Below are 20552 nucleotides of genomic sequence, written 5' to 3'. Positions count from 1 at the left end.
TGTACCGGCCCACGGCCGGCATTACCGGGATACGTCACCCGGCTCTGGCAGGACCGCCGGCTCACCATCTTCGGCACCGGGCGACCGCACGTCCTCGGCGGGCTGCGAACGCGCGCGGCGCGTCGGCGTGGCCTCCTGATTGAGCTCGGCGCGGGTGCGCGGCAACGACTGAGGATGTTCGCGCGCGAGGAAATCGAGCATGCGTTCGCGCACGATGCAGCGCAGATCAAAGGCATCGCCGGAGTTGCGTGCGCTCACCAGCAGACGCACCTGGAGGGTGTGCTCGCTGGTCTCGGTCACCTGGGTCACGCAGACCTGGCCATCCCATAGCGCCTCGCCTTTGCAGATGCGCTCCAGTTCGGCGCGGATCGCCGGGATCGGCGCGGTGTAATCCAGCCACAGGAAGGCGGTGCCGAGCAGATCGGCGCTGCGCCGCGTCCAGTTCTGGAACGGGTGTTCGATGAACCAGGTCAGCGGCACCACCATGCGTCGCGCATCCCAGATCCGCACCACCACGTAGCTGCTGTTGATCTCTTCCACACGGCCCCACTCGCCCTCGACGATCACCACATCGTCCAGCCGGATCGGCTGGGTCAAGGCGATCTGCAGGCCGGCGATCAGGTTGCCGAACACCGGCTTGGCCGCGATACCGGCGACCAGGCCGATGATGCCGGCCGAGGCCAGCAGCGCGGTGCCGATCTGGCGCACCATCGGGAAGGTGAGCAGGATCAGCGAGACGCCGACCAGGATGATCGCGCCCATCAACACGCGGCTCAGCACCCGGGTCTGGGTCTGGATGCGGCGTGCTTCGAGGTTGTCGGCCACCTCCATCGGATGGTCGCGCAGGATCGCCTGCTCGCCCGCGGCCACAGCCCGCACCAGCAGCCAGATGACGCAGCCGGTCACACCGATGTGCAGCAGCCGCAGTGCCTGTTCAAGCCGGTGCTCCTGCAGCGGCGTCGCTTCGAGTGCGGGAATCAACAGCAACAGCGGCAGAGCGAACGCCAGCGGTCGGCTGATCACGCGCGCGATGCGGGCGCGGCGGTAGTCGCGGTCTTTCAGCCGCCGCGTCAACGCCATCAACAACCACCAGCCGCTGATCCCGATCGCCAGTGCGATCGAGATCGGCCATAGATACAGCGCTGCCTGCTGCCAGTCCACGGTCACTGCACGCTCCTGTGTTCTTCGCAAGGAAGTGCACAGCATGCCGGTGCCACCATGACCATCGTGTCAGGCGAATGTAAGGTGCGTGTCGAGGACACGCACCGGTATCAGTCGGCGTAGTGCGCCTGTTTGCGCACAATCGCCATCGCGATTTCCAGCGACTGCTCGTAGTTCAGGCGCGGATCCACCGACGAGCGGTACGCGCGTTCCAGGTCACGCTCGGTCAGCTCACGCGCACCGCCAGTGCATTCGGTCACGTCCTCACCGGTCAGCTCCAGATGCACGCCGCCCAGCCGCGTGCCGGCCGCGGCGTGCAGGTCGAAGGACATCTCGACCTCGCCACGCACGTTGTCGAAACGCCGCGTCTTGTAGCCGTTGCTGGTGCTCTCGGTGTTGCCATGCATCGCATCGCACACCCACAGCACGCGCCGGCCATCGCGCTTGACCGCATTCAACAGCGGCGGCAGTTTTTCGGCGATCTGTGCCGCCCCCATGCGGTGGATGAAGCTCAGGCGGCCCGGTTCGTCCTCGGGGTTGAGTACATCGATCAGGCGCAGCAGTTGGTCCGGCTGCACCGACGGGCCCACCTTGATCGCGATCGGGTTGCGCACGCCACGCAGATACTCCACGTGTGCGCCATCGAGAGCGGCGGTGCGCATGCCGATCCACGGGTAATGCGTGCTCAGGTTCAACCAGCCCTGCTGGCGCGGCACCTGGCGGGTCAACGCCTGTTCGTAGGGCAGCAGCAGCGCTTCGTGCGAGGTGTAGAAATCGATCCGGTTGAGGTTGTACACCTGCGTGCCGGACAGGGTTTCCATGAAACGCACCGCATCGCCGATCGAGGACACCATCTTCTGGTAATCGGTGGCCAGCGGCGAATGCCGCACCCATTCCAGGTTCCAGTATTCGGGGTGGTGCAGATCGGCGAAGCCGCCATCGATCAGCGCCCGCACGAAGTTCATCGTCATCGCCGAGTGCGCATGCGCCTGCAGCATCCGGCGCGGGTCCGGCAGGCGGGCGGCCTCGGTGAACTCCGGCGCATTGATCACATCGCCGCGGTAGCTCGGCAGGGTCAGGCCGTCGCGGGTTTCGGTATCGGCCGAGCGCGGCTTGGCGTACTGCCCGGCGAAACGCCCGACCCGGATCACCGGCTTGCGCATGCCGTGCACCAGCACCAGGCTCATCTGCAGCAGCACCTTGAGCCGGTTGGAGATGGTGGTGGATTCGCAGTCGCTGAAATTCTCCGCGCAGTCACCGCCCTGCAGCAGGAAGCGCTTGCCTTCCTGGGCATCGGCCAGCTGCTGCTTGAGCGCCAGGATTTCCCAGGAGGTCACCAGCGGCGGCAACCGCTTCAGTTCGTGCAGGGCGGCATCCAGCGCCAGCGGGTCCGGGTAGGTCGGCATCTGCAGCGCCGGCTTGCCACGCCAGCTCTCCGGCGACCAGGCAGCGTCGACAGCGGTCGCGGCGGGATCGGCTACAGGCGGGGCGGACAGGCTCATCACGGACTTCCGGGGTGTGGGGCCGGTCATGGTCGCAGAGCGCGCCCCCGGCGCAAAGGGGCGGGCCCGTGCCCGGAGGCTGAACGCTGAAGAAAGGACACCACGATCGGCCAGATCGCGCATGGTCCAGCGGCATCGGACAGGCGCATGATTTGTTACGGAGTAACACTTGCCAGGCCGGCCCCTCCTCCCTTTGCCCAGCCAAGCCATCCTCATGAAGCCCTCCCTGCTTGCTACCGGTATTGCTGTTTCCCTGGCCCTGACCGGCCTGCCCGCCCTCGCCACCACCCCCACCAGCGCCGCCCCTGCGGTGACCGATCTGGATGCGGTCACGGTCAGCGCCAAACTCGACCAGGCGCGCAATGCGCTGTCGCCGGATATCGGCAGCAGCCAGTACCAGATCACCGCCGAAGACATCCAGAACCTGCCGCTGGGCGCCTCCACCCCGTTGAACCAGGTGCTGCTGCAGGCCCCGGGCGTGGTCCAGGACTCCTACGGCGGCGTCCACGTGCGCGGCGACCACGCCAACCTCCAGTACCGCCTCAACGGCGTCCTGCTGCCCGAATCGATCTCCGGCTTCGGCCAGACCCTGGATGCCCGCGCGATCAAGAGCATCCGCCTGATGGACGGTGCGCTGCCGGCGCAGTTCGGCGAGCGCACCGCCGCCGTGGTGGACATCACCACCCGCAGCGGCGCCGAGCTGGGCGATGGTGGCAGCGCCGGCCTGACTGCCGGCTCCTACGGCAAGGTCAACCCCAACGCCTCGTGGTGGGGCAGCCAGGGCCGCTGGAGCTGGTATCTGACCGGCAACTACGACCAGAACCAGGTCGGCATGGAAAACCCCACCGCCTCGCGCACGCCGGACCACGATGACACCCACCAGGGCAAGGCGTTCGCCGACCTGACCTATCTGGTCAACGACGACACCCGCCTGAGCCTGTTCGCCGGGTTCTCCAACAACCGCTTCCAGATCCCGGTCAACCCTGGCCAGACTCCGCAGTTCGGCTACCTGGATACAGTCACTGCGGACTCCGCCGCGCTGGACGAAACCCAGCGCGAGACCACCCGCTTCGGCATGCTGGTGCTGCAGGGTGCGCTGGGCAGCACCGCCTACCAGGTCTCGGCCGGGCAGCGGTACAGCGACCTGTCCTTCAACCCGGACCTCGCCGGCGATCTGATCTTCAACGGCGTCGCCTCACAGGTGGAGCGCAGCAACCGCGCCAACACCGTGCAGGCCGATTTCTCCACCCCGCTCGGTGAAAACCACACGCTGCGCTACGGCCTGTACGTCAACGCCGAGCGCGCCCGCGCCGGCAGCGACACCTGGGTGTTCCCGGTCGACGCCGATGGCCAGCAGGCCAGCACCACGCCCCTGCGCATTCCGGAGGCGAGCGCCTTCAACGCCACCACCACCGCGGTCTATCTGCAGGACGAATGGCGCCTCGGCGAGGACTGGACGGTCAATTACGGCTTGCGCGGTGACCGCTACAAGGCGTTCGGCGGCACCGAAGGCCAGCTCAGCCCGCGGGTGGGCGTGGTCTGGAACGCCACCGACAGCACCACCGTGCACGCCGGGTACTCGCGCTACTTCACCCCGCCGGCCAGCGAACTGGTGGCCAGCAGCGACATCGCGCTCTACGACGGCACCACCAACCAGCAACCGGCCGGGGGGAGCACCACGCCGCTGTCCGAGCGCAGCGACTACTACGACATCGGCGTCTCCCAGCAGGTGGGCGAACACCTCACCCTGGGCCTGGACGCTTACGACCGCAAGGTCGACCGCCTGCAGGACGAAGGCCAGTTCGGCGCCGCCTACATCTACTCCACCTTCAACTATCGCCTCGGCCACATCCACGGCGTGGAGTTCAGCGCCGACTACAGCAACGGCCCGCTCAGCGCCTACGTCAACGCCGCTTACAACAAGGCCATGGGCAAGCAGGTCATCACCGGCCAATACAACCTCGATCCCGAGGCACTGGCCTACGTCCAGAACAACTGGATCCATCTGGACCACGACCAGAAACTGACCTCGTCCGGCGGCATCAGCTACGCCTTCGCCGGGCACAACCGTCTTGGCGCGGACTACGTCTTCGGCAGCGGCCTGCGCTCGGATGCCGATGGCGTTCCCAATGGCGGCGAACTCCCTGCCTACCTGCAGCTCAACCTCAGCGCCGGCCACGACTTCAACGCCGACAGCGGCCACCCACTGCATGCACAGCTCGCCCTGGTCAACGCACTGGACCGCAGCTACCAACTGCGCGACGGCGGCGGCATCGGCGTCTTCGCCCCGCAATGGGGTCCCCGCCGCGGCGCCTACCTCAGCCTGCAGCAGGACTTCTGAGCTGCGCGAGGAAGCCCTGCCACTCGATCAGATCAGACGCATCCAGACCTGATCGCAACACCCGGCCTGGCCGCGCAACGCGTGCCAGGTCGGGGTAACCGAGTTGAGAAACGCCTCAGTGGCGACGACGTGCACGGAACGCCGTCACCAGCGCCCACACCGCCAAGGCCGCGAACCACACCAGGCTCCACATCGGCATCGTCAGGCCCAGGAACTGCCAATCGATGTTGCCGCAGTTGCCGGTACCGGTCAGCACGGTGCGGAACACCTCGAACGGCCCCATCGTCTCACTGAGGAAACTCAGCGGCGGCCCGCAGCTCGAGCCCATGTCCTGCGGCAGCAACTGCACATACACGTGACGACCGGCAATACCGATACCGACCGCGGCCGCGATGAAGGCCAGCACCCCATACGTCTTCCGCCCGGCCGGATCCCGCGGACCATGCAGCGCCCCGATCAGGAACAGCAGCCCCAGCGCCGCGAACGCAATCCGCTGGAAAATGCACAACGGGCACGGCTCCAGCCCCATCTTCAACTGCAGGAAGATCGCATACCCCAACAGTGCCGCGCAGACCAGAAACCCCAACAGGAACTGGGCGCGGAAACGCCAACGCAATGGATTCATTGCCAACACTCGTGAAAGTCCAGGCCCCAAGATTAACAGGGCCGCGACCGCTCACGTCCATGCGCACCTGCCGACCATCGGCGCAGCGGACCGGACAGCGTGTTCCGTCCAGCAAGCGGAACCACCCGAACGTAGCGACGGTACTGAGGAGCCGGCCAGGGGCCGGCACTACCCACGCACCGCGACCGCCATATGCTTTGCTTTACCCCCATGCGCACCGACCCAGTGTGCAGGCGTTGGCGCCATCACACCCCAGAAACGGAAAAACCCGGCACAAGGCCGGGTTCTTCACCGAATAACAGGTACAGCTCGAAGATTACTCTTCGACGGCTTCAGCCACAGCAGCCGGACGATCGACCAGCTCGACATAGGCCATCGGCGCATTGTCGCCAGCGCGGAAACCGCACTTCAGCAGACGCAGGTAACCGCCCGGACGGGTCGCGTAACGCGGGCCCAGGGTGGTGAACAGGTTGCCGACGGCTTCGTTGTCACGCAGGCGAGCGAACGCCAGACGACGGTTGGCAACCGAATCAACCTTGGCCAGGGTGATCAGCGGCTCAGCAACGCGGCGCAGTTCCTTGGCCTTCGGCAGGGTGGTCTTGATCAGCTCGTGCTTGAACAGCGACGCGGCCATGTTCTTGAACATTGCTTCGCGATGGGCGCTGGTGCGGTTGAACTTACGACCGGACTTCATATGACGCATGACGGTGATTCCTGAAGTGAATGTTGGATCGGTTGAGTATCGCTGTCGCCATCCTGGCGTTGCTGCTTGGACTGCGGATGGTCCGGTGCCAGCCGTCCTGGCTGGCCGTCACCGCAGGCTATCGACCTGTCGGTGCGGGGTGTTGCGGGTGAAGCCCCCGCACCCGAAGGTGCGGGGTCAAGCATCTTGCGTAGCGCTGGATCAGCCGAGCATGCCGTGCTGGGCGACACCGGCCGGCGGCCAGTTCTCCAGCTTCATGCCGAGCGAAAGACCGCGCTGTGCGAGGACTTCCTTGATCTCGGTCAGCGACTTCTTGCCGAGGTTCGGGGTTTTGAGCAGCTCCACTTCGGTCTTCTGGATCAGATCGCCGATGTAATAGATGCTCTCTGCCTTGAGGCAGTTGGCCGAACGCACGGTCAGTTCCAGATCGTCGATCGGGCGCAGCAGCACCGGATCCACGCCGTTGTTGGCCGGCTTTGCCGCACCGCGGTCGCGGTGGGTGAAGTCACCGAAGACCGACAGCTGATCGCTGAGGATGTCGGCGGCAGTGCGCACGGCTTCCTCGGCATCGATCGTGCCGTTGGTTTCGATGTCCAGCACCAGCTTGTCCAGATCGGTACGCTGTTCAACGCGGGCCGCTTCCACCGAATAGGCGACGCGACGGACCGGCGAGAACGACGCATCCAGAACCAGACGACCGATGGCACGGGTTTCTTCATCCGGACGACGACGAGCGGCGGCCGGCTGGTAGCCGAAACCACGCTCGATCTTCAAACGCATATTGATTGCCGTGTCCTTGGTCAGGTGGCAAATGATATGGTCGTTGTTGAGGACTTCGACGTTGTGGTCCAGCTTGATATCAGCAGCGGTCACAACACCCGGACCCTGCTTGGACAGCGACAACGTAGCGTTGTCACCGGTATGCATACGGATCGCCACGTCCTTCAGGTTGAGCAGGACTTCCAGCACGTCCTCCTGCAAGCCTTCGAGCGTGGTGTACTCGTGCAGTACGCCATCGATTTCGACTTCCGTGATGGCGAAGCCCGGGATGGACGACAGCAGCACGCGACGCAGGGCGTTGCCCAGCGTATGCCCGTAACCACGCTCCAAGGGTTCGATGACGACCTTGGCGCGGGTATCGGTAAGGCGTTCGATCTGCGGACCGCGAGGACGCAGAACCTGGTTGGCGGTAACCGTCATGTTGCGGGTTCTCCTGCGAACCTCCGGTGTGACCCGGAGGTTCTCCAATGTGAATTACTTCGAATACAACTCGACGATCAGCGCTTCGTTGATATCCGCAGGCAGGTCCGAACGATCCGGCACGGCCTTGAAGATGCCGGCGAACTTGCCGGAATCAACTTCAACCCACGACGGACGCAGGTCATGCGTAGCGGACACGGTCAGGGCTTCCTGAACGCGCAGCTGCTTGGCAGCCTTCTCGGACAGAGCGACGGCGTCGCCAGCCTTGACCTGGTACGAAGCCAGGTTGACCGACTTGCCGTTCACGGTGACACCGCGGTGCGAGACCAGCTGACGGGCAGCCGGACGGGTCACTGCGAAGCCCATGCGGTAAACGACGTTGTCAAGACGGGTTTCCAGCAACTGCAGCAGGTTCTCGCCGGTGTTGCCCTTCTTGGTCGAGGCCTTCTTGTAGTAGTTGCGGAACTGACGCTCCAGCAGACCGTAGATACGCTTGACCTTCTGCTTTTCACGCAGCTGGGTAGCGTAGTCGGACAGCTTGCCCTTACGGGCAGTGGCGCCGTGCTGGCCGGGCTTCTGCTCCAGCTTGCACTTGGAGTCCAGCGCACGGGCCGGGCTCTTGAGGGAAAGGTCGGCGCCTTCGCGGCGGGCGAGCTTACAGGTAGGACCGATATAACGAGCCATTTCTTATCGCTCCTTTAGACGCGACGCTTCTTCGGCGGACGGCACCCGTTGTGCGGGATTGGCGTCACGTCGATGATGTTGGTGATCTTGTAGCCCACGTTGTTCAGCGAGCGCACGGCCGACTCACGACCCGGACCCGGGCCCTTGATGCGGACTTCCAGGGACTTGACGCCGTAGTCGAGCGCGGCACGGCCGGCTTTCTCGGCAGCCACCTGGGCAGCGAACGGGGTGGACTTACGCGAACCGCGGAAGCCAGCGCCACCGGAGGTCGCCCACGACAGAGCGTTGCCCTGACGGTCGGTGATGGTCACGATGGTGTTGTTGAAAGAAGCATGGACGTGGGCGACGCCGTCAGTGACGACGCGCTTGATCTTCTTCTTGGTCTTAGCGACGGGCTTAGCCATTTCTTAGGTCCCTTACTTCCTGATCGCCTTGCGCGGGCCCTTGCGGGTGCGGGCGTTGGTACGGGTGCGCTGGCCACGAAGCGGCAGACCGCGACGGTGACGCAGACCGCGGTAGCAGCCCAGGTCCATCAGGCGCTTGATCGCGATACCGATTTCACGGCGCAGATCGCCTTCCACGATGTACTTGCCGACTTCGAGACGCAGACGCTCGATTTCCGGCTCCGACAGATCGCGGATCTTGGTGGTCGAGGTCACGCCTGCGGCGTCGCAGACCTTCTTCGAACGGGTACGGCCGATGCCGTAAATGCTTTGCAACCCGACCCAGACGTGCTTCTGGGCTGGCAGGTTGACGCCTGCAATACGCGCCATGACGCGGTTCTCCAGCTGAGTGATGGCCGACAGCGCACCATGGGCGCGCCAATCCGGCAGGATGGATCAAAAAAGTGAACTAGCGATTCTATCAAGGTCTCGGTTTACTTGGAAGCCCGTGGAACCTTGAGGTTCCATGGACCCGGCGTGGGGAGTGTGCCCATGCTCCGGCGCCGGATGTCGTTGACTGCAGAGGTTGCCCTCGCCGCCGCCCGCGCTACTCCCGCGCGGGACCACCACATCACACCCCCACCCGAAACCGCTGCAGGGGCCGCCCTTCGATTTGGAAGGCCAGTCCGGGAACCGGAGGGCCTTCGCAACAAGAAGACTAGTGTAACAGGTCAATCAGCCGCGGGCAAAACCGCCGCGGTTGCCGCCCTTCAGGTTGGCCTTCTTCAACAGGCTCTCATACTGGTGCGACATCAGGTGCGCCTGGATCTGGGCAATGAAGTCCATCACCACCACCACCACGATCAGCAGCGAGGTGCCGCCGAAGTAGAACGAGGCGCCGAGCTGGGTGCGCAGGATTTCCGGCAGCAGACAGACGATCACCAGGTACAGCGAACCGGCCGCGGTCAGACGGGTCAGCACGGCATCCACGTAGTCGGCGGTGGCCTTGCCCGGACGGATGCCCGGAATCAGCGCGCCCGACTTCTTCAGGTTGTCGGCGGTTTCCTGCGAGTTGAACACCAGCGCGGTGTAGAAGAACGCGAAACCACTGATCAGCGCAGCGAACACGATCATGTGCAGCGGCTCGCCCGGCCCGAGGGCGTTGGCGACCTTCTGCAGCCACGTGGCCGAACTGGCCTGGCCGGACCACATGGCCAGCGTCGTCGGGAATGCCAGGATGCTCGAGGCGAAAATGGCCGGGATCACGCCCGCCATGTTCAGCTTCAGCGGCAGGAACGAGGTCTGGTTCATGTACGCGTTGCGGCCACCCTGGCGACGTGCGTAGTTCACCGTGATGCGGCGTTGGCCGCGCTCGACGAACACCACGAAGTAGGTGAAGGCCAGCACCACCAGCACGATCAGCAGCAGGGCAATGAAGCTCATGTTGCCGTCGCGGTAGGCTTCCACGGTGTGGATGACCGCGCCCGGCAGACCGGCCACGATGCCGGCGAAGATGATCAGCGACACACCGTTGCCGATGCCACGCTCGGTGACCTGCTCACCGACCCACATCAGGAAGATGGTACCGGCGGTCAGCGCGACGATGGCAGTGAGCACGAAGCCCATGCCCGGTGCGTAGACGACCGGAGCACCGCCCGGGGAGACCTGGTTCTGCAGCGCCAGCGCGATGCTGCCGCCCTGCACCACCGCCAGCAACACGGCGCCGATGCGGGAATATTGAGTGATCTTGCGACGACCCGATTCACCTTCCTTCTGCATCGATTTCAATGCCGGGAAGATGTGGACCGCCAGCTGCATCACGATGGATGCCGAGATGTACGGCATCACGTTCAGCGCGAAAATGCTGAAACGGTGCAGGGCGCCGCCCGAGAACATGTTGAACATGTCCACGATGCCGCCGCCCTGCGCCTGCATGAGCGCAAGCATGGCATCGGGATTGACGCCAGGCACCGGCACATAACAGCCGATGCGGTAGACGATCAATGCCCCGATGACGAACAGCAGTCGCTGGCGGAGTTCCGTGAACTTGCCGAGCCCGCCGCCGAGGTTACCAATGCCAGCTTGCGCCATGTCTTACTCCTGTACGCTGCCGCCGGCAGCTTCGATCGCGGCCTTGGCACTGGCCGTTGCAGCGACGCCCTTCAGGGTGAATGCCTTGGTCAGGTCACCCTTCATGACGATCTTGGCACGCTTCGCGGTGCTCGGGACCAGCTTGGCAGCGCGCAGCGCGGCAAAGTCGATCTCGCCAGCTTCCAGACGCTCAAGCTGGTAGGACAGCACTTCAGCGGTGTCCTTGGCGATCTTGGAACGGAAACCGACCTTCGGCAGACGACGCTGCATGGGGGTCTGGCCGCCTTCGAAGCCTGCCTTGATCTTGCCGCCACCCTTACGGGCGAACGAACCCTTGTGGCCGCGGCCGCAGGTCTTGCCCAGGCCGGAGCCGATACCACGACCGACGCGGGTACGCTCTTTACGAGCGCCCGGTGCCGGGCTCAATTCATTCAGATGCATGGTCATTGGATTATTCCTCAACCTTGACGAGGTAGTGGACCTTGTTGATCAGACCGCGAACCTGCGGGCTGTCCTTCAGTTCACGGACATCGTTCAACTTACCCAGACCCAGCGCACGCACCGACAGGCGATGACGCGCCTGGGCACCACGCAGGCCACGAACCAGACGGACCTTGACGGTCTTGACGGTGTCATTAGCCATGGTTGAGATCCTCCACCTTCTTGCCGCGCTTGGCCGCGATGCGGACCGGGGACTGCATTTCGGTCAGACCCTTCAGCGTGGCGCGAACCAGGTTGATCGGGTTACGCGAACCGACGGCCTTGGCCAGCACGTTCTTGACGCCAACGGCTTCCAGGACGGCGCGCATGGCACCACCGGCGATGACACCGGTACCTTCCGAGGCCGGCATCATGAACACGCGAGCTGCGCCGTGGCCGGACTTCACCGGGTGCCACAACGTGCCGTTGTTCAGATCGACAGTGGCCAGGTTCTTGCGAGCCTGCTCCATCGACTTCTGGATCGCGACCGGCACTTCACGCGCCTTGCCGTAACCGAAGCCAACCTTGCCTGCGCCATCACCGACCACGGTCAGTGCGGTGAAGGTGAACTGGCGACCGCCCTTGACGGTCTTGCTGACGCGGTTGACCGCGACCAGCTTTTCGATCATGCCGTCGTCGACTTTCTCTTCGCGGCGATCGCGATCGCGACCCCGCTGCTGACGTTCTTCTGCCATGTTGATTCCTTGATTGATTGAGTATGTACGGCTCAATGCCGCTTATAGCTGTGGAATGAAGCGGTGGATCGAGCGCCCCTGCAGAAGAAGGACGTCGCCCGGCGCAACCCGCGCCGGCAGGCAGGCGGAAGCGGGGACCAGCCCCGCTTCCTTATCCCTTAGAACTGCAGGCCGCCTTCGCGGGCTGCATCAGCCAGTGCCTTGATGCGGCCGTGGTAGCGGTAGCCCGAGCGGTCGAAAGCGACCTTCTCGATGCCCGCAGCCTTGGCGCGCTCGGCGACCAGCTTGCCAACCTTGACGGCGGCGTCGCTGTTCTTGCCGTTCTTCAGGCCTTCCTTGACGTCGGCCTGGGTGGTGTTGGCCGAAGCCAGCACCTTGGAGCCATCGGCGGTGAAGACCTGGGCGTACAGGTGCTGACCGGTGCGCAGCACCGACAGGCGCGGCACGCCGAGCACACGGATGTGTGCACGGGTCGACTTGGCACGACGCAGACGAGCGATGTTCTTGTTCATGATCTTTTTCCTTGGAAAGCTGAGGACCTGAATTAGGCCTTCTTGGCTTCCTTACGAATGATGACTTCGCCGGCGTACTTCACACCCTTGCCCTTGTAGGGCTCCGGCGGACGGAAGCCACGGATCTTGGCGGCAACTTCGCCAACGCGCTGCTTGTCGGTGCCCTGGACCAGCACTTCGGTCTGGGTCGGGGTCGAGATGGTGATGCCTTCCGGCGCCACGAACAGGACCGGATGCGAGAACCCGAGCGACAGGTTCAGATCCTTGCCCTGCATGGCAGCACGGTAGCCGACGCCGACCAGCTCAAGCTTGCGCTCGAAGCCTTCGGTGACGCCCTTGACCATGTTGGCCAGGATGGCGCGCACGGTGCCGGTGAGGGCAACCAGCGAGGCATCGTTGGCGGCCAGGGTGGCAACGCCGTTGTCGACAGTGATTTCAACGCCAGCAACCTTGGCAAGCGACAGGGTGCCCTTCGGGCCCTTCACGCTGACGGATTCCGGCTGGATGTTCAGTTCAACGCCCTTGGGCAGGTTGACTGGCTTCTTGGCTACGCGGGACATAGTTGGTTCCTTCTCGCCTTAGGCCACGAAGCACAGGACTTCGCCGCCGACGCCCAACTGGCGCGCCTGCGCATCAGTCATGATGCCCTTGGAGGTGGAGATGATGGAGATACCCAGGCCGTTGAGGACCTTCGGCAGCTCGGACTTGCCACGGTACTGGCGCAGACCCGAACGCGAGAAGCGCTTCAGGGTCTCGATGACCGGCTTGCCTTCGAAATACTTCAGGACGATTTCAAGCTCGGCCTTGTTGTTCTCGATCTTGGTCACGCGCAGATCGGTGATGTAGCCTTCGGCCTTCAACACCTCTGCGATTGCCACCTTGATCTTGGACGACGGTGCTTTCACCGTCTGCTTGCCAACCGCGGCCGCATTCTTGATGCGTACCAGCAGGTCGGCGATGGGATCAGTCATGCTCATAGTCGATACCTTTGAGTGCACCGATATCCGCTTTCGCGAAAATCTTGTGTCTACCTGGAATGGGCCAGGGCCCGTCTTCACACACTGCTCACGCCTTGCGGGCGAGCAAGACGCGGGAGTATACGGCAAAAAGAGCCCGACTTGCGTCGGGCTCTCTCAATCCGGGGTAAAGGCCGGAAATCCGGCCCCTCCCCCCTGCCCTGCGCCGTGACGGCGCCGGGCAGTTGAAGGGACGAATCCCTTACCAGCTGGCCTTGCGCAGGCCCGGCACGTCACCACGCATGGTGGCTTCACGCAGCTTGTTACGGCCCAGGCCGAACTTGCTGTACACGCCACGCGGGCGGCCCGAGAGCTCGCAACGGTTGCGGTGACGGCTCGGCGACGAGTCGCGCGGCAGCTTCTGCAGCTTGATGACGGCCTCGGCCTTTTCGTCGTACGACGCGGTCGCGCTGGAGATGATCTTCTTCAGCTCTTCACGCTTGCCGGCGTACTTGACGGCCAGCTTCGCACGCTTGAGGTCGCGGTTGACCATGGAGGTCTTTGCCATTTCGGATTCCTCGACGTATCAGTTACGGAACGGGAACTTGAACGCTGCGAGCAGCGCCTTCGCTTCCGCATCGGTCTTGGCGGTGGTGGTGATGGCGATATCCATGCCGCGGATCGCGTCGACAGCGTCGAAGTCGATTTCCGGGAAGATGATCTGTTCCTTCACACCCATGTTGAAGTTGCCACGACCGTCGAAGGAACGACCCGAGACACCACGGAAGTCGCGCACGCGCGGCAACGAGATGTTGATCAGACGGTCCATGAACTCGTACATCTTTTCACGACGCAGCGTGGTCTTGCAGCCGATCGGCCAACCATCGCGGATCTTGAACGATGCCACCGAGACGCGGGACTTGGTCACGATCGGCTTCTGACCGGAGACCTTGGCCATATCGGCGACGGCATTTTCCAGGATCTTCTTGTTCGTGGCTGCTTCGCCGACACCCATGTTCAGGGTGACCTTGACCAGCTTCGGAACCTGCATCGGATTGGTGTAGCCGAACTGCTTCATCAGCGCCGGCACCACTTCTTCCTTGTAAAACTTTTCGAGACGGGAATTCATCTGCTCATTCCTCAGGCGTCGAGCGCCTCACCGCTGGAGCGGAACACACGCAGTTTGCGTCCATCCTCCAGCACCTTGAAGCCAACGCGCTCGCCCTTGCCCGAAGCCGGGTTCAGCACATTCACGTTGGAGATATGGATCGACGCTTCACGCTCGACCACGCCGCCGGCAACGCCTGCCTGCGGGTTCGGCTTGGTGTGGCGCTTGACGATGTTCACGTTGGCGACGATCACACGATCGCCGTCGACGCGGACGACTTCGCCCTGCTTGCCCTTGTCCTTGCCGGTGTTGACGACAACCTGGTCGCCCTTCTTGATACGGTTAGCCATGATTATCTCCTGTCGCTCACAGCACTTCGGGAGCGAGCGAGACGATCTTCATGAACTTCTCGGAACGAAGTTCACGCGTCACCGGTCCGAAGATGCGGGTACCGATCGGCTCTTGCTTGTTGTTGAGCAGGACCGCGGCGTTGGCATCGAAACGGATCAGCGAGCCATCGGCGCGACGCACACCCTTGCGGGTACGCACCACGACGGCGTCGAACACTTCACCCTTCTTGACCTTGCCGCGCGGGATTGCATCCTTCACGGTGACCTTGATGATGTCGCCAATGTGCGCGTAGCGGCGCTTGGAGCCGCCGAGCACCTTGATGCACATCACTTCCTTGGCACCGGAATTGTCCGCGACTTCGAGGTAGCTCTGCATCTGGATCATGAGTCAGATCTCCTTATTGAACCGCACGCGTGATGACTTCCACCACGCGCCAGTTCTTGGTCTTGGACATCGGAGCAATCTCGGTCACACGAACGACATCACCTTCGTTGCAGGTGTTGTCGGCGTCGTGTGCGTGCAGCTTGGTCGAACGCTTGATGTACTTGCCGTACAGGGCGTGCTTGACCAGGCGCTCCACCAACACGGTGACCGTCTTGTCCATCTTGTTGCTGACGACACGGCCTTCGACCGTGCGCAGCGTCTTGCTGTCGTTGTTATCGCTCATCGCGGCCATCCTTACTTGGTGCTGCCGAGCAGGGTCTTGACGCGAGCGATCTCGCGGCGAACCCGGCGGGTTTCGTGGGTCTTCGGCAGCTGGCCAGTGACCTGCTGCATACGGAGCGAGAACTGCTCCTTACGCAGGTCGATCAGGTGGCTCTTCAGGTCGTCAGCCGACTTTTCGCGAAGTTGTTTGATATCCATCAGAGCACCGTCCGGGTCACGAAAGTGGTGGTCACGGAGAGCTTGGCGGCAGCCAGGCGGAACGCCTCACGTGCCACGTCTTCTGCGACGCCTTCGATTTCATAGATCATGCGGCCGGGCTGGATCTGGGCTACCCAGTACTCCACGTTGCCCTTACCAGAACCCATTCGGACTTCGATGGGCTTCTTGGTGATCGGCTTGTCGGGGAACACTCGGATCCACATCTTGCCGCCGCGCTTGACGTAGCGGCTGATCGAGCGGCGAGCCGCTTCGATCTGACGCGCGGTCAGCTGACCATGAGCGGTTGCCTTCAGGCCGTATTCGCCGAAGCTGACAGCGTTGCCGCTCCAGCTCAGACCATCGTTACGGCCCTTGTGTACCTTGCGGTATTTGGTTCGCTTGGGTTGCAACATTGTCGTTACCTCGCTTCACGAGCCGGGCGCGACGGACGGTCACCGCGATCGCCGCGATCGTTACGATCGTTGCGCGGGGAGTCGTCCTGCTTTTCCTGGCCAACCTGGGAGAAATCGAAGACTTCGCCCTTGTAGATCCAGACCTTGATGCCGATGATGCCGTAGGTCGTCTTGGCTTCAGCGAAGCCATAGTCGATGTCGGCACGCAGCGTATGCAGCGGCACGCGGCCTTCGCGGTACCACTCCGAACGGGCGATTTCTGCGCCGTTCAAGCGGCCACCGACGTTGACCTTGATGCCCAGGGCACCGAGGCGCATCGCGTTGCCGACCGAACGCTTCATCGCGCGGCGGAACATGATGCGACGCTCAAGCTGCTGCGCGATCGACTCGGCAACCAGCTGTGCGTCCAGCTCGGGTTTACGCACTTCGGTGACGTTGATGTGCGCCGGGACGCCCATCATTTCGCTCACTTCCTTGCGCAGCTTCTCGATGTCCTCACCGCGCTTGCCGATCACCACGCCCGGACGGGCGGTGTGGATCGTCACGCGAGCGGTCTTTGCCGGACGCTCGATCAGGATCTTGCTGATGCCGGCCTGCGCAAGCTTCTTGCGCAGCATTTCCCGCACCTTCAGGTCGGCTGCCAGATAACCAGCGAACTCGGCCTTGTTGGCGTACCACTTGGAGTTCCAGTCCTTGGAAATGCCGAGGCGGATACCAATCGGATGAACTTTATGACCCATGGTGTTTTCCTTTCCGCTTACTTGCCGGCGCCCACAACCACAGTGATGTGGCTGGTGCGCTTGAGGATGCGGGTGCCGCGGCCTTTCGCCCGCGCCATGAAACGCTTCAGGGTCGGACCTTCATCTACCATGATGGTCTGTACCTTCAGCTCGTCGACGTCGGCGCCCTGGTTGTTCTCGGCATTTGCAATAGCCGACTCCACCACCTTCTTGATCAGGTGGGCAGCCTTCTTGTCCGAGAACTTCAGCAGGTTGACCGCACGCTCGGCCGGCAGGCCGCGCACCTGGTCAGCGACCAGGCGGGCTTTCTGCGCAGAGATGCGCGCGGAGCGCAGGATTGCTTTCGCTTCCATTGTCATCTCTCCTTACTTGCCGGACTTCTTGTCACCACCGTGACCCTTGAAGGTCCGGGTGATGGCAAATTCGCCAAGCTTGTGGCCGACCATGTTCTCGTTGACGAGCACCGGAACGTGGTTCTTACCGTTATGAACGGCGATGGTGACGCCTACCATTTCCGGCAGGATCATCGAACGGCGCGACCAGGTTTTGATCGGCTTCTTGCTACCCGCAGCGGCTTCCACCTTCTTGATGAGGTGGTGATCGACAAACGGGCCCTTCTTGAGTGAACGTGCCATGGTCGATTAGCCCCTACGATCGCGGACGATGAATTGCTGGGTGCGCTTGTTCTTGCGCGTCTTGTAACCCTTGGTCGGGACACCCCACGGGGTGACCGGATGCGGGTTGCCCTGGCCGGCCTTCGCCTCACCACCGCCGTGCGGATGGTCAACCGGGTTCATGGCAGCACCACGAACGGTCGGGCGGACACCACGCCAGCGCTTGGCGCCAGCCTTGCCCAGCTTTTCCAGGTTGTGTTCGTCGTTACCGACTTCACCGATGGTGGCGCGGCACTCGACCGGCACCTTACGCATTTCACCCGAGCGCAGGCGCAGGGTGGCGTAGATACCTTCACGAGCGACGAGCTGCACGGCAGCGCCGGCGGCACGCGCGATCTGAGCACCCTTGCCCGGCTTCAGTTCGATGCCGTGGACAGTGGTACCGACCGGAATGTTGCGCAGCGGCAGGGTGTTACCGGTCTTGATCGGCGCATCCGAACCCGCGATCACCTGGTCACCGGCCTTCAGGCCCTTCGGTGCGATGATGTAGCGGCGTTCGCCGTCGACGTAGCACAGCAGGGCGATATGGGCGGTGCGGTTCGGATCGTATTCGATGCGTTCCACGCGCGCCGGAATGCCTTCCTTGTTGCGCTTGAAGTCGATGACACGGTAGTGCTGCTTGTGACCACCACCCACGTGACGGGTGGTGATGCGGCCGTGGTGGTTACGACCACCGGACTTGCTCTGCGGCTCCAGCAGCGCAGCATGCGGCGCGCCTTTGTGCAGATCGGGCGTGACCACGCGCACGGCCGAACGGCGGCCGGGAGAAGTGGGTTTGAATTTCATCAATGGCATGGGATGGACCTCAGGCCTTGGCCGTTACATCGATGGACTGGCCATCGGCGAGACGCACGTACGCCTTGCGCCAATCGCCGCGGCGGCCGGTGCGGTTACGGAAGGACTTGTTCTTGCCCTTCACGTTCAGCACGTTGACCGACTCGACCTTGACGTCGAACAGCTGCTCAACCGCGGCCTTTACATCGGCCTTGGTGGCTTCGTTCGAAACTTCGAAGACATACTGGTTGGAATGTTCCTGCAGGCGCGCGGTCTTTTCGGAGACTCGCGGAGCGCGCAGCACGCTGAAGACTTTTTCGTTGCTGCTCATGCCAGCCACTCCTCGACCTTCTTGACCGCATCAGCGGTGATGACGACCGTGTCGGCACCGACCAGCGACACCGGGTCCAGGCCCTGCACGTCACGCACTTCCACGTAGGGAATGTTGCGCGCCGACAGGTACAGGTGCTCGGAAGCATCTTCGGTGACGATCAGCGGACGCTTGCCCACTTCCAGGCCGGCCAGCTTGGCGATCAACGACTTGGTGTTGGTCGCTTCGACATCGAAGGACTCCACGATCGTCAGACGGCCCTGGCGGTTCAGCTCGGACAGGATCGCGCACATGGCTGCACGGTACTGCTTACGGTTGACCTTCTGCTCGAAGCTGCGCGGCTTGGCCGCGAAGGTGACACCGCCGCCGATGAAGATCGGAGCCGTCAGTGCGCCATGACGCGCGCCGCCGCCCTTCTGCTTCTTCGACTTCTTGGTGGTACCAGCCACTTCAGAGCGAGTCTTCTGTGCCTTGGTGCCGGCGCGACCGGCGTTGCGGTAAGCAACGACGACCTGGTGAACCAGATCTTCGCTGAAATCGCGACCGAACACGGCATCGGAGACCGAGACCTTGTTGTTGCTACCCGTGATAACGAGTTCCATCGTCATCTCTCCTTATGCCTTGCTAGCCGGACGAACGATCACGTCACCACCCGCTGCGCCCGGAACGGCACCACGGATCGCGATCAGACCACGCTCGACATCGACCTTCACCACTTCAAGGTTCTGGGTGCTCTGCTGCACCGAACCCATGTGGCCGGACATCTTCTTACCCGGGAAAACGCGACCCGGGGTCTGGCGCTGGCCCAAGGAACCCGGCGCGCGATGCGACAGCGAGTTACCGTGGGTTGCATCGCCCATACGGAAGTTGTAGCGCTTGATGGTGCCCTGGAAGCCCTTACCCTTGGTGACACCCTGGACGTCGACCTTCTGGCCAACTTCAAAGATGTCCGCCTTGACTTCGCCGCCAACGGCGAAATCGCCGAGCTGCGCGTCTTCAACGCGGAATTCCCACAGGCCACGGCCCGCGTCGACCTTCGCCTTGGCGAAGTGACCGGCTTCCGGCTTGTTGACCAGGGCAGCGCGACGCGCGCCGACGGTCACCTGCACGGCGCTGTAGCCGTCAGCTTCGACGGTCTTGATCTGCGCGATGCGGTTCGGGGTAGCTTCAATCAGGGTTACCGGGATGGCCTGGCCATCTTCGGTGAACACGCGGCTCATGCCAGCCTTGCGGCCCACGAAGCCCAACGAATATTTCTTCGTCATGGTCGTAGTCCTCAGGTCAGCTTGATCTGAACGTCGACGCCGGCAGCCAGTTCGAGCTTCATCAGCGCGTCCACGGTCTTGTCGTTCGGGTCAACGATATCGAGCACGCGCTTATGCGTGCGGGTCTCGTACTGGTCACGCGCGTCTTTGTCGACGTGCGGGGAGACGAGAATGGTGTAACGCTCGATCTTGGTCGGCAGGGGGATCGGGCCACGCACTTGCGCGCCGGTCCGCTTTGCCGTTTCTACGATCTCGCTGGCCGAACGGTCGATCAAACGATGATCGAACGCCTTCAGCCGAATCCGGATCTTTTGGTCCGCCATGACGGTGGGTTCCTTCGTTAAAAGAGCGACGGACAAGGCCTCTGGGTTGCCCTGTCCCATGAATATCCTGAATGCAGACGCCGCACATTCCTGCGCGGCGACAAGATCTTTCCGTAGACCTCAAAAATCGAGGCAGACCGGTTTCCCGATCTGCCCAGACAAAAAGTATAGCGCGCATACAAGTTGGCAGTCAACAGGGGTCCTGTTGACAAAGCCTGAATGGCGCGACCCTTCCTGGTCTGGGGAACACGAGGAGCATCCTGCGCCTCTTTTCCCGTTTAGTTACGCCCCGATGCCCTACCCAGGCAACATCGGGGCGCAGATTCTAACAGATTACGCGATGATCTTGGAGACCACGCCGGCGCCGACGGTACGG

At 63.1% G+C, this 20552-nt stretch carries 31 protein-coding genes; 1 reads left to right on the top strand and 30 read right to left on the bottom strand.

What is annotated here, in order from left to right; genetic code table 11:
- Window positions 1-21: 21 nt before the first annotated feature.
- Both ACWV8V_RS00155 and ACWV8V_RS00150 read right to left on the bottom strand, forming a co-directional pair.
- Window positions 22-1161 carry a mechanosensitive ion channel family protein gene (locus ACWV8V_RS00155; RefSeq protein WP_346469103.1) on the bottom strand — a complete coding sequence of 380 codons (1140 nt, stop codon included), beginning with the start codon at window positions 1159-1161 and terminating at the stop codon, window positions 22-24.
- Between the two features lie 110 nt (window positions 1162-1271).
- Entirely contained in the window at window positions 1272-2663 is a 1392-nt protein-coding gene (locus ACWV8V_RS00150) for a class II 3-deoxy-7-phosphoheptulonate synthase (RefSeq protein ID WP_121042896.1), read from the bottom strand.
- Window positions 2664-2877: 214 nt separating this feature from the next.
- On the opposite strand from ACWV8V_RS00150, the gene ACWV8V_RS00145 reads away from it, so the two are divergent.
- Entirely contained in the window at window positions 2878-5004 is a 2127-nt protein-coding gene (locus ACWV8V_RS00145; RefSeq protein WP_455898640.1) for a TonB-dependent receptor, read from the top strand.
- Between the two features lie 115 nt (window positions 5005-5119).
- On the opposite strand, the gene ACWV8V_RS00140 is transcribed toward ACWV8V_RS00145, so the two are convergent.
- From ACWV8V_RS00140 to rpsJ, 28 genes are all read right to left on the bottom strand, one after another.
- On the bottom strand, window positions 5120-5629 hold the full coding sequence (locus tag ACWV8V_RS00140; RefSeq protein WP_455898639.1) for a disulfide bond formation protein B: 510 nt from the start codon (window positions 5627-5629) through the stop codon (window positions 5120-5122).
- A 316-nt stretch (window positions 5630-5945) separates the two neighbouring features.
- The gene (gene rplQ, locus ACWV8V_RS00135) at window positions 5946-6332 is read right to left on the bottom strand and encodes a 50S ribosomal protein L17 (RefSeq protein WP_123728453.1); all 387 of its coding nucleotides are present in this window, start codon (window positions 6330-6332) and stop codon (window positions 5946-5948) included.
- Between the two features lie 201 nt (window positions 6333-6533).
- Complete coding sequence (locus tag ACWV8V_RS00130) at window positions 6534-7532, bottom strand: DNA-directed RNA polymerase subunit alpha (RefSeq protein WP_019186165.1); 999 nt, start codon at window positions 7530-7532, stop codon at window positions 6534-6536.
- 54 nt (window positions 7533-7586) lie between these two features.
- A complete protein-coding gene (gene rpsD / locus ACWV8V_RS00125) occupies window positions 7587-8216 on the bottom strand; it encodes a 30S ribosomal protein S4 (protein ID WP_019186164.1) in 630 nt (209 codons plus the stop codon).
- A 14-nt stretch (window positions 8217-8230) separates the two neighbouring features.
- Window positions 8231-8620 carry a 30S ribosomal protein S11 gene (gene rpsK / locus ACWV8V_RS00120; RefSeq protein WP_017355427.1) on the bottom strand — a complete coding sequence of 130 codons (390 nt, stop codon included), beginning with the start codon at window positions 8618-8620 and terminating at the stop codon, window positions 8231-8233.
- Between the two features lie 12 nt (window positions 8621-8632).
- Window positions 8633-8989, bottom strand: coding sequence for a 30S ribosomal protein S13 (gene rpsM, locus ACWV8V_RS00115; RefSeq protein WP_019186163.1), 357 nt, complete (start codon window positions 8987-8989; stop codon window positions 8633-8635).
- A 345-nt stretch (window positions 8990-9334) separates the two neighbouring features.
- On the bottom strand, window positions 9335-10690 hold the full coding sequence (gene secY, locus ACWV8V_RS00110) for a preprotein translocase subunit SecY (RefSeq protein ID WP_019186162.1): 1356 nt from the start codon (window positions 10688-10690) through the stop codon (window positions 9335-9337).
- 3 nt (window positions 10691-10693) lie between these two features.
- On the bottom strand, window positions 10694-11137 hold the full coding sequence (rplO, locus tag ACWV8V_RS00105; RefSeq protein ID WP_019186161.1) for a 50S ribosomal protein L15: 444 nt from the start codon (window positions 11135-11137) through the stop codon (window positions 10694-10696).
- Between the two features lie 4 nt (window positions 11138-11141).
- Complete coding sequence (rpmD, locus tag ACWV8V_RS00100) at window positions 11142-11333, bottom strand: 50S ribosomal protein L30 (RefSeq protein WP_259261111.1); 192 nt, start codon at window positions 11331-11333, stop codon at window positions 11142-11144.
- Window positions 11326-11865, bottom strand: coding sequence for a 30S ribosomal protein S5 (gene rpsE, locus ACWV8V_RS00095; RefSeq protein WP_019186159.1), 540 nt, complete (start codon window positions 11863-11865; stop codon window positions 11326-11328). The genes rpmD and rpsE overlap by 8 nt, the downstream gene beginning before the upstream one ends.
- Before the next feature lie 158 nt (window positions 11866-12023).
- On the bottom strand, window positions 12024-12377 hold the full coding sequence (gene rplR, locus ACWV8V_RS00090) for a 50S ribosomal protein L18 (protein WP_123728451.1): 354 nt from the start codon (window positions 12375-12377) through the stop codon (window positions 12024-12026).
- A 32-nt stretch (window positions 12378-12409) separates the two neighbouring features.
- Entirely contained in the window at window positions 12410-12937 is a 528-nt protein-coding gene (gene rplF, locus ACWV8V_RS00085; RefSeq protein WP_259261110.1) for a 50S ribosomal protein L6, read from the bottom strand.
- Between the two features lie 18 nt (window positions 12938-12955).
- On the bottom strand, window positions 12956-13354 hold the full coding sequence (rpsH, locus tag ACWV8V_RS00080; RefSeq protein ID WP_019186156.1) for a 30S ribosomal protein S8: 399 nt from the start codon (window positions 13352-13354) through the stop codon (window positions 12956-12958).
- A 241-nt stretch (window positions 13355-13595) separates the two neighbouring features.
- A complete protein-coding gene (gene rpsN / locus ACWV8V_RS00075) occupies window positions 13596-13901 on the bottom strand; it encodes a 30S ribosomal protein S14 (RefSeq protein ID WP_121042878.1) in 306 nt (101 codons plus the stop codon).
- 18 nt (window positions 13902-13919) lie between these two features.
- Window positions 13920-14462: a 50S ribosomal protein L5 gene (rplE, locus tag ACWV8V_RS00070; RefSeq protein ID WP_019186154.1), complete on the bottom strand. Its 543-nt coding sequence runs from the start codon at window positions 14460-14462 to the stop codon at window positions 13920-13922.
- Window positions 14463-14473: 11 nt separating this feature from the next.
- A complete protein-coding gene (rplX, locus tag ACWV8V_RS00065; RefSeq protein ID WP_017355416.1) occupies window positions 14474-14791 on the bottom strand; it encodes a 50S ribosomal protein L24 in 318 nt (105 codons plus the stop codon).
- 16 nt (window positions 14792-14807) lie between these two features.
- Complete coding sequence (gene rplN / locus ACWV8V_RS00060; RefSeq protein WP_017355415.1) at window positions 14808-15176, bottom strand: 50S ribosomal protein L14; 369 nt, start codon at window positions 15174-15176, stop codon at window positions 14808-14810.
- A gap of 13 nt (window positions 15177-15189) precedes the next feature.
- On the bottom strand, window positions 15190-15459 hold the full coding sequence (rpsQ, locus tag ACWV8V_RS00055; RefSeq protein WP_121042876.1) for a 30S ribosomal protein S17: 270 nt from the start codon (window positions 15457-15459) through the stop codon (window positions 15190-15192).
- Between the two features lie 11 nt (window positions 15460-15470).
- Complete coding sequence (gene rpmC / locus ACWV8V_RS00050; RefSeq protein WP_019186151.1) at window positions 15471-15656, bottom strand: 50S ribosomal protein L29; 186 nt, start codon at window positions 15654-15656, stop codon at window positions 15471-15473.
- Window positions 15656-16069 carry a 50S ribosomal protein L16 gene (rplP, locus tag ACWV8V_RS00045; RefSeq protein WP_019186150.1) on the bottom strand — a complete coding sequence of 138 codons (414 nt, stop codon included), beginning with the start codon at window positions 16067-16069 and terminating at the stop codon, window positions 15656-15658. The genes rpmC and rplP overlap by 1 nt, the downstream gene beginning before the upstream one ends.
- Window positions 16070-16074: 5 nt before the next feature.
- The gene (gene rpsC / locus ACWV8V_RS00040; RefSeq protein WP_121042874.1) at window positions 16075-16809 is read right to left on the bottom strand and encodes a 30S ribosomal protein S3; all 735 of its coding nucleotides are present in this window, start codon (window positions 16807-16809) and stop codon (window positions 16075-16077) included.
- Between the two features lie 17 nt (window positions 16810-16826).
- Complete coding sequence (gene rplV / locus ACWV8V_RS00035; protein ID WP_017355410.1) at window positions 16827-17162, bottom strand: 50S ribosomal protein L22; 336 nt, start codon at window positions 17160-17162, stop codon at window positions 16827-16829.
- A 12-nt stretch (window positions 17163-17174) separates the two neighbouring features.
- A complete protein-coding gene (gene rpsS / locus ACWV8V_RS00030) occupies window positions 17175-17444 on the bottom strand; it encodes a 30S ribosomal protein S19 (RefSeq protein WP_019186148.1) in 270 nt (89 codons plus the stop codon).
- 6 nt (window positions 17445-17450) lie between these two features.
- Window positions 17451-18278: a 50S ribosomal protein L2 gene (gene rplB / locus ACWV8V_RS00025; RefSeq protein ID WP_038690292.1), complete on the bottom strand. Its 828-nt coding sequence runs from the start codon at window positions 18276-18278 to the stop codon at window positions 17451-17453.
- 10 nt (window positions 18279-18288) lie between these two features.
- Window positions 18289-18588: a 50S ribosomal protein L23 gene (rplW, locus tag ACWV8V_RS00020; RefSeq protein ID WP_019186147.1), complete on the bottom strand. Its 300-nt coding sequence runs from the start codon at window positions 18586-18588 to the stop codon at window positions 18289-18291.
- Window positions 18585-19190 carry a 50S ribosomal protein L4 gene (gene rplD, locus ACWV8V_RS00015; RefSeq protein ID WP_019186146.1) on the bottom strand — a complete coding sequence of 202 codons (606 nt, stop codon included), beginning with the start codon at window positions 19188-19190 and terminating at the stop codon, window positions 18585-18587. Before rplD ends, rplW begins: the two co-directional genes overlap by 4 nt.
- A 12-nt stretch (window positions 19191-19202) precedes the next feature.
- A complete protein-coding gene (rplC, locus tag ACWV8V_RS00010) occupies window positions 19203-19853 on the bottom strand; it encodes a 50S ribosomal protein L3 (protein WP_019186145.1) in 651 nt (216 codons plus the stop codon).
- Window positions 19854-19864: 11 nt separating this feature from the next.
- Window positions 19865-20176: a 30S ribosomal protein S10 gene (gene rpsJ / locus ACWV8V_RS00005; RefSeq protein WP_010341589.1), complete on the bottom strand. Its 312-nt coding sequence runs from the start codon at window positions 20174-20176 to the stop codon at window positions 19865-19867.
- Between the last annotated feature and the right edge of the window lie 376 nt (window positions 20177-20552).

The sequence above is a fragment of the Stenotrophomonas sp. Ker107b genome, assembly GCF_053847245.1.
The sequence above is the reverse complement of the archived record's forward strand: the minus strand, read 5'-3'. Positions and strand labels throughout refer to the sequence as shown.

Coding starts and splice junctions, on each gene's coding strand:
- rpsC (WP_121042874.1), bottom strand. CDS start 16,809: ATGGGTCATAAAGTTCATCCGATTGGTATCCGCCTCGGCATTTCCAAG.
- rplO (WP_019186161.1), bottom strand. CDS start 11,137: ATGACCATGCATCTGAATGAATTGAGCCCGGCACCGGGCGCTCGTAAA.
- rpsK (WP_017355427.1), bottom strand. CDS start 8,620: ATGGCTAAGCCCGTCGCTAAGACCAAGAAGAAGATCAAGCGCGTCGTC.
- rpmC (WP_019186151.1), bottom strand. CDS start 15,656: ATGGATATCAAACAACTTCGCGAAAAGTCGGCTGACGACCTGAAGAGC.
- rplD (WP_019186146.1), bottom strand. CDS start 19,190: ATGGAACTCGTTATCACGGGTAGCAACAACAAGGTCTCGGTCTCCGAT.
- ACWV8V_RS00140 (WP_455898639.1), bottom strand. CDS start 5,629: ATGAATCCATTGCGTTGGCGTTTCCGCGCCCAGTTCCTGTTGGGGTTT.
- rplX (WP_017355416.1), bottom strand. CDS start 14,791: ATGGCTAACCGTATCAAGAAGGGCGACCAGGTTGTCGTCAACACCGGC.
- rpsN (WP_121042878.1), bottom strand. CDS start 13,901: ATGGCAAAGACCTCCATGGTCAACCGCGACCTCAAGCGTGCGAAGCTG.
- rpsH (WP_019186156.1), bottom strand. CDS start 13,354: ATGAGCATGACTGATCCCATCGCCGACCTGCTGGTACGCATCAAGAAT.
- ACWV8V_RS00130 (WP_019186165.1), bottom strand. CDS start 7,532: ATGACGGTTACCGCCAACCAGGTTCTGCGTCCTCGCGGTCCGCAGATC.
- rpsD (WP_019186164.1), bottom strand. CDS start 8,216: ATGGCTCGTTATATCGGTCCTACCTGTAAGCTCGCCCGCCGCGAAGGC.
- rpsS (WP_019186148.1), bottom strand. CDS start 17,444: ATGGCACGTTCACTCAAGAAGGGCCCGTTTGTCGATCACCACCTCATC.
- rplW (WP_019186147.1), bottom strand. CDS start 18,588: ATGAGCAGCAACGAAAAAGTCTTCAGCGTGCTGCGCGCTCCGCGAGTC.
- rplN (WP_017355415.1), bottom strand. CDS start 15,176: ATGATCCAGATGCAGAGCTACCTCGAAGTCGCGGACAATTCCGGTGCC.
- rpmD (WP_259261111.1), bottom strand. CDS start 11,333: ATGGCTAATGACACCGTCAAGACCGTCAAGGTCCGTCTGGTTCGTGGC.
- rpsQ (WP_121042876.1), bottom strand. CDS start 15,459: ATGAGCGATAACAACGACAGCAAGACGCTGCGCACGGTCGAAGGCCGT.
- rplE (WP_019186154.1), bottom strand. CDS start 14,462: ATGAATTCCCGTCTCGAAAAGTTTTACAAGGAAGAAGTGGTGCCGGCG.
- secY (WP_019186162.1), bottom strand. CDS start 10,690: ATGGCGCAAGCTGGCATTGGTAACCTCGGCGGCGGGCTCGGCAAGTTC.
- rplV (WP_017355410.1), bottom strand. CDS start 17,162: ATGGAAGCGAAAGCAATCCTGCGCTCCGCGCGCATCTCTGCGCAGAAA.
- ACWV8V_RS00145 (WP_455898640.1), top strand. CDS start 2,878: ATGAAGCCCTCCCTGCTTGCTACCGGTATTGCTGTTTCCCTGGCCCTG.
- rplQ (WP_123728453.1), bottom strand. CDS start 6,332: ATGCGTCATATGAAGTCCGGTCGTAAGTTCAACCGCACCAGCGCCCAT.
- rplP (WP_019186150.1), bottom strand. CDS start 16,069: ATGTTGCAACCCAAGCGAACCAAATACCGCAAGGTACACAAGGGCCGT.
- rpsJ (WP_010341589.1), bottom strand. CDS start 20,176: ATGGCGGACCAAAAGATCCGGATTCGGCTGAAGGCGTTCGATCATCGT.
- rplF (WP_259261110.1), bottom strand. CDS start 12,937: ATGTCCCGCGTAGCCAAGAAGCCAGTCAACCTGCCCAAGGGCGTTGAA.
- rpsM (WP_019186163.1), bottom strand. CDS start 8,989: ATGGCGCGTATTGCAGGCGTCAACCTGCCAGCCCAGAAGCACGTCTGG.
- rplB (WP_038690292.1), bottom strand. CDS start 18,278: ATGCCATTGATGAAATTCAAACCCACTTCTCCCGGCCGCCGTTCGGCC.
- rpsE (WP_019186159.1), bottom strand. CDS start 11,865: ATGGCAGAAGAACGTCAGCAGCGGGGTCGCGATCGCGATCGCCGCGAA.
- rplR (WP_123728451.1), bottom strand. CDS start 12,377: ATGAACAAGAACATCGCTCGTCTGCGTCGTGCCAAGTCGACCCGTGCA.
- rplC (WP_019186145.1), bottom strand. CDS start 19,853: ATGACGAAGAAATATTCGTTGGGCTTCGTGGGCCGCAAGGCTGGCATG.
- ACWV8V_RS00150 (WP_121042896.1), bottom strand. CDS start 2,663: ATGAGCCTGTCCGCCCCGCCTGTAGCCGATCCCGCCGCGACCGCTGTC.